Source organism: Endozoicomonas sp. ALC013 (genome assembly GCF_049310205.1).
GTDB lineage: Bacteria > Pseudomonadota > Gammaproteobacteria > Pseudomonadales > Endozoicomonadaceae > Endozoicomonas.
Map to the genome: position 1 here is coordinate 1 of NZ_JBLYNS010000232.1, position 4,817 is coordinate 4,817.

6 protein-coding genes and 1 pseudogene are annotated in these 4,817 nt (G+C 47.1%); 5 read left to right on the plus strand and 2 right to left on the minus strand.

What is annotated here, in order from left to right:
* Window positions 1-744, minus strand: a pseudogene (locus ACO6V1_RS22355) (DNA mismatch repair protein MutS); the annotation flags it as partial.
* 359 nt (window positions 745-1,103) lie between these two features.
* Between ACO6V1_RS22355 and ACO6V1_RS22360 the strand changes: the two are divergent.
* Both ACO6V1_RS22360 and ACO6V1_RS22365 read left to right on the plus strand, forming a co-directional pair.
* A complete protein-coding gene (locus ACO6V1_RS22360; RefSeq protein ID WP_422468670.1) occupies window positions 1,104-1,346 on the plus strand; it encodes a type II toxin-antitoxin system RelE family toxin in 243 nt (80 codons plus the stop codon).
* A gap of 11 nt (window positions 1,347-1,357) precedes the next feature.
* Window positions 1,358-1,747 carry a helix-turn-helix domain-containing protein gene (locus tag ACO6V1_RS22365; protein WP_422468672.1) on the plus strand — a complete coding sequence of 130 codons (390 nt, stop codon included), beginning with the start codon at window positions 1,358-1,360 and terminating at the stop codon, window positions 1,745-1,747.
* A 110-nt stretch (window positions 1,748-1,857) separates the two neighbouring features.
* Here ACO6V1_RS22365 and ACO6V1_RS22370 read toward each other — a convergent pair whose 3' ends face one another.
* Window positions 1,858-2,466, minus strand: coding sequence for an SAM-dependent methyltransferase (locus ACO6V1_RS22370; protein ID WP_422460207.1), 609 nt, complete (start codon window positions 2,464-2,466; stop codon window positions 1,858-1,860).
* A 315-nt stretch (window positions 2,467-2,781) separates the two neighbouring features.
* Here ACO6V1_RS22370 and ACO6V1_RS22375 point away from each other — a divergent pair, with 315 nt between their 5' ends.
* From ACO6V1_RS22375 to ACO6V1_RS22385, 3 genes are all read left to right on the plus strand, one after another.
* A complete protein-coding gene (locus tag ACO6V1_RS22375) occupies window positions 2,782-3,840 on the plus strand; it encodes a hypothetical protein (protein ID WP_422468674.1) in 1,059 nt (352 codons plus the stop codon).
* A 146-nt stretch (window positions 3,841-3,986) separates the two neighbouring features.
* Window positions 3,987-4,319: a hypothetical protein gene (locus tag ACO6V1_RS22380; protein WP_422460203.1), complete on the plus strand. Its 333-nt coding sequence runs from the start codon at window positions 3,987-3,989 to the stop codon at window positions 4,317-4,319.
* Between the two features lie 35 nt (window positions 4,320-4,354).
* Entirely contained in the window at window positions 4,355-4,735 is a 381-nt protein-coding gene (locus ACO6V1_RS22385) for a cystatin domain-containing protein (RefSeq protein ID WP_422460201.1), read from the plus strand.
* The last annotated feature ends 82 nt before the right edge of the window (window positions 4,736-4,817 follow it).

The window sequence follows — 4,817 nt, forward strand, 5'->3', positions numbered from 1 at the left end:
GCGCTGTGTTTCCCGGGCGTACTGCAGCAGACAGCCAGCCGCTTCAATAGCCAGTGTTAAGTGGCTGCAGCCAAAGCCATCAAGGCTTTGCGTCTGGAACTGTCGGGTTAATTGCTCAACAGCACTCTCATGGTCAAAGTCCCACGGGGGGCGTTTGCTGGAACCGGGGCGACGCAGTAATATCTCAGGCCAGTTGCGGTCATCATTCAGCAATACTTCGGCCGGGCTCAGGCGCTCAACTTCAGAAAGCAGTGCCTCTTCACTGGTCACTTCAAGCACATTGAACCGACCACTGCTGATATCGAGAAATGCCAGCCCATAGCGGTTTTCCCGCTGGTTGACCGCCATCAGCAGATTATCCTGACGCTCATCCAGCAAAGCCTCATCACTGACGGTACCAGGGGTCAGAATACGAACCACCTTACGCTCCACCGGCCCTTTGCTGGTGGCCGGATCACCAATCTGCTCGGCAATGGCAACGGACTGACGCAACCGGATCAACCTGGCCAGATAACCCTCCACCGCATGGTATGGAATACCCGCCATGGGGATGGGTTCGCCACCGGATTGCCCTCGTTTGGTCAGGGTAATGTCCAGCAGGTGGGCAGCCTTTTTGGCGTCGTCATAAAACAGCTCGTAGAAATCACCCATCCGGTAAAACACCAGGTGATCCCTGTGCTGCTGTTTGATGCGCAAATACTGCTGCATCATCGGAGTGTGGTTGGAGAGGTCTGTATTATTCATTCAATTCGGTAGTTCAGGTGGTGGTGTCTGATTCTTGGGGCAGTCCAGATCCGATTAACCTCACTCTGGCTCTCGGTTTTCATCCAGCTGCCATAGCGTTTAACCAGCATCGAGTAATCCGTGTGCCCCATCTGATCGGCAATAAATGCAATGTTAACATGCGGGTAGTTTGCCAGCAGGCAAAAGTATCACTGGTTTGACAAATTGTTTTGTATGACCGAACCAGTAATGCAATGCCGTTTCGCGCCAGTTTATTCCTTGCCAAAATCGGCAGCATATCAAATGTGCAAGATTTTTTGTTGATTAACCTTAAGTAAACTCTATATTTACTTTAAGTTAGGTTGTAGTAGAATAATACAATGTTCAAGGTGGTTTACTCAAAGCAGGCCGTTAAAGTTCTGAGGAAAACTTCAGAGCTTGACCGGTTGAGGATTCAAAAGGCCATCAACAAGCTTCCAGACGGTGATGTAAAGAAGCTGACGGGTGGATCAGGCTATAGGCTGCGGGTTGGAGGCTGGCACATTGTTTACGAGATTGAGCATGACAGGCTGATCATTGAGGTGATCAAAATTGCGCCGCGAGGCAATGTTTATAAGCATTAAAGATGGGGGCAATGTCCCCAAAGGTTTTGGTGATGGTCGAGATACTGAAGCATGAAGGGAAACCGGCTTTTGTGGTTATGCCTTATGACGAATATCAGGCAATGCTTGAGAAGCTGGAGGACCTGGAGGATTCTGATGCTGTTCATGAATTTCGGGCTGCGTTACGGCGGGGTGAGGAAGAGTTGATACCTGCTGAAGTAGTGAACCGGTTGTTGACTGAAAATACTGTGAAGGTGTGGCGAGAGTATAGAGGCATGAGTCAAAAGTCCCTCGCTGAAAACACCGGTATTTCCGAAGCCATGATCAGCCAGATTGAGAGTGGCAAGAAGCAGGGTTCCCTGAAAACAATTACTAAAATTGCACAAGCCCTGAATCTTACCGTTGATGACATTATTGATTAACCCATTTTACGCACCACAAGTCACCGGCCAGAGCGCCGGTTTTTTATTGCCTGAATTTGCTTCACCGAACACCCATCGTCAATATTTCTGCTTAATCCGTCGAAGAATCATCAATGGCTGTGTTGATGGGACATTAAGTTAAAACGGTAAGTGTACTTTTTCTCCTCTATCTCACTGTGTTGCGTCGTATAAAATCCATAGCGGCCAGCAAGGTGTGCCACTGTATCATCATGGTTTCTATGAATGCTGATCAGAAAGCTGGCTTGAAAATCGCCTGTTTCTGCAAGAATTCCATCAATAATTTTGTTGGCGGTATGGGAACCCATGCCAGCAAGAATGACCAGCTCATCTTTACAGTTGTGTATTTTAACAGTGGCTGCATCCACGCAGGTAGCTGTCAGGTTAGTGGGCAGCTGAAGAGATTGAAGTCGGGCAATGACATGTCTGGAGCAATCAATACAGTGGACTTCTCTGGATACGTTGTTAATGGCCAGGGCCATTCCGGCTTTACCGTGGTCACAGCCGAGATCCCAGATGATGTTGAAATCAGCAGCCAGCTGGACCAGTCTGTTCAAACGACGGGACAGTTTGGGGATAGTAAGTGCTGGCTCCGGGGCGAGGATGGAATACTCAGCGAAAGGTTTAGTGTGCTTTTCTTCTGGCCCGGAGCTGTCAGTAATATACCCGTTGCTTTTGTTATTGATTGCAAGGGGTTGCAAGAGCTGTGAGGAGCCAGTTGCACAATGCTCACTTATATCATCGGGTATGCTCTGAGAGGCGTTTCCTGCCTGGTGTGTTGTTGCCTCTAACATAGTGTTTGTGACGTTATCGCAGCATCGACATTTAACTGATTGTTCTGGAGGCAAAAAGTTCAATTTTCCGTCTGCTTATATTCACTCCCATGATTTTCGTTTGGAACTTAGTACGAGAATGGAGGTCAAACCTGACTAAATTGAAATGGCTATCAAGTCAGCGATTTATGCGGCAGCAAATGGTGAGCTACTTAACTCATTTCAACATACAGGAGTTTGGTTATGTTCGTTAGTGCGATGAATTCAGGTCAGTTGATACACCCTGTACTCCCATCAGACACTGTTTCCAAGGGTGGTTTTTTTAGATATGTCAAAGAGGGTTATCTCAAATATGACCCAGTGGATGGAACTACAACAAGATTTCTCCCTACGGCATTCGGCATCGGGGTTTCTGCTGCTGGCGGAGCTGTTGCCTTTGCCAAGTTGGCTGAACGTCTGGATAGAGTTCCTGACACAGTCAGACCAGGTACAGGTCTGTCTGATCGGGTGATTGAAGTGATAGAATCAGCAATTAAAGAAAACCCATTAGCTTGCGGTGCAGTTGCTGGAGCAGCAGTTGCTATTGTGGGGTTTTATTCTTTGTACAGCAGTCTCAAGCCTATAACGAAGGAATCCATAGAGGCTGCTCGGGACGCGGTGAGGCATGAGCTACAGAGGGCCATTCAAGAAACTGAGGTTCATCAGGATCAGATAGCTAAATATAATAAAAGTTTATCGGAGCTCAAGGCTCTCCTGCCGGCGGAGGCCGCAGCATACAAGCAGCAATCACAGGAACTGTATAATAAATGCATGGCCAACTACAGGGATGAGGCTAATTTTATGGCGGGAAAGTTGAAAGGTTTTGTGGATGGCATTATGTCGTCTCGCCTCGACAATCCGGGTGATGCACCCCGTGAATATGATGAGCGTGATCTTTACAGGGCTGGTGTGGAGTTAACAAGTTTTGTCCGCAACCTTGATATGGACCAGGGATATTTAATGTTTTCCCAGGTTCGACTGCTGAAGGCAGTCAAACCGGTGTTAAGTGATAAAGAATATGACGAATTTAACCGCATTCTCTGGAGCTTTCCTGAAAGGCCCTGTCTTTACGTCGAGCAGGGCCCATTAGCCAGAGAGTATTCTGAAACTTTGAAATATAGTGCGTCAGAACAAAAACAGTTAGGCGTATTGCGGGCCAGGATCAATCAAGTACTGAGCCAATACCCGGACTTAAAGCCTGATGCTGCGGGTAACATTCCCAAGCCTTCGTTTAAGGAGTTCCTGAAAAAAATGCCATTTTGATTCGGATGATGTCTTGTTAATGAAAAAAGGCCGGGTTCTGTTGACGTTTTGTTGCGGCCATAGTTGAAGAATTATGTCAACAATAACAAAGACAATTACAGAAAAACAGCAAAGTTGAAGTTAAGAAAGTGATAGAAGAGCTGGCCATGACTTATGAAGCCAAGATCACGAGTTACATGCAAAGACAGGCATCAAAACTGCTGAAATCACAGGCTGGTCAGGACGCTTCACCACCTCTGCCTGCCCATGGTCGCAGGAAAATCAAAAGGCCAGCTGAAGACCCCATGTCTTCTCATAAGCGAAGAGTTGACATGGTCGTGGCCTTTGAAAAAGCCCATTATCGGTTGAAAGAGGGTGACCCCGGCTACAAGGAGTTCATTTTACTCAAACAAACAGTCGATAAAGTGCTTAACAATGAGCAGATTCCTTCTGGTGTGCATATAATCCGGTCAAACACATTACCGCTATTTGTGCAGTAAACTGTTTCAGTCATGGTCAAGATGGGGTGTTGCCAATGAAAGTAAAAATGATCGGTGCGCTGTATGCAGCAATCATGCTTATGGGATGTGAAGCACCGTATGACAAGCCGGTGGTCGATAATAAAACTGCTGAAGCCATCTGTCAGGCCAAAGAGAACCTGCCCGGTGGCTGGACAAAATCTGAAGTTACTCCAGAGGTTCTGAAGGCGGTAAAGCTGGTGGTCAAGGGAATGGAGAAGTCGGCCAAACTGAAAAAAATGCTGGCGGTGCACTCTCAGATTGTTAATGGGGTTAATTACGCGCTGGAGTTTCAGTTGGAAAATGGCACGATCTGGAGTGCCATTGTCTATCGCGATCTTGAGGGAAAATACAACATTACCCAGGCACCCATTCCCGGACTATTCTGTGACCACTGACCGGTTTCATGTCTGATCGGCCGATCATGTGCTTTTGCGACAGCAGCCGTTTTATGGAATGATTCATTCCGATAATAATAAT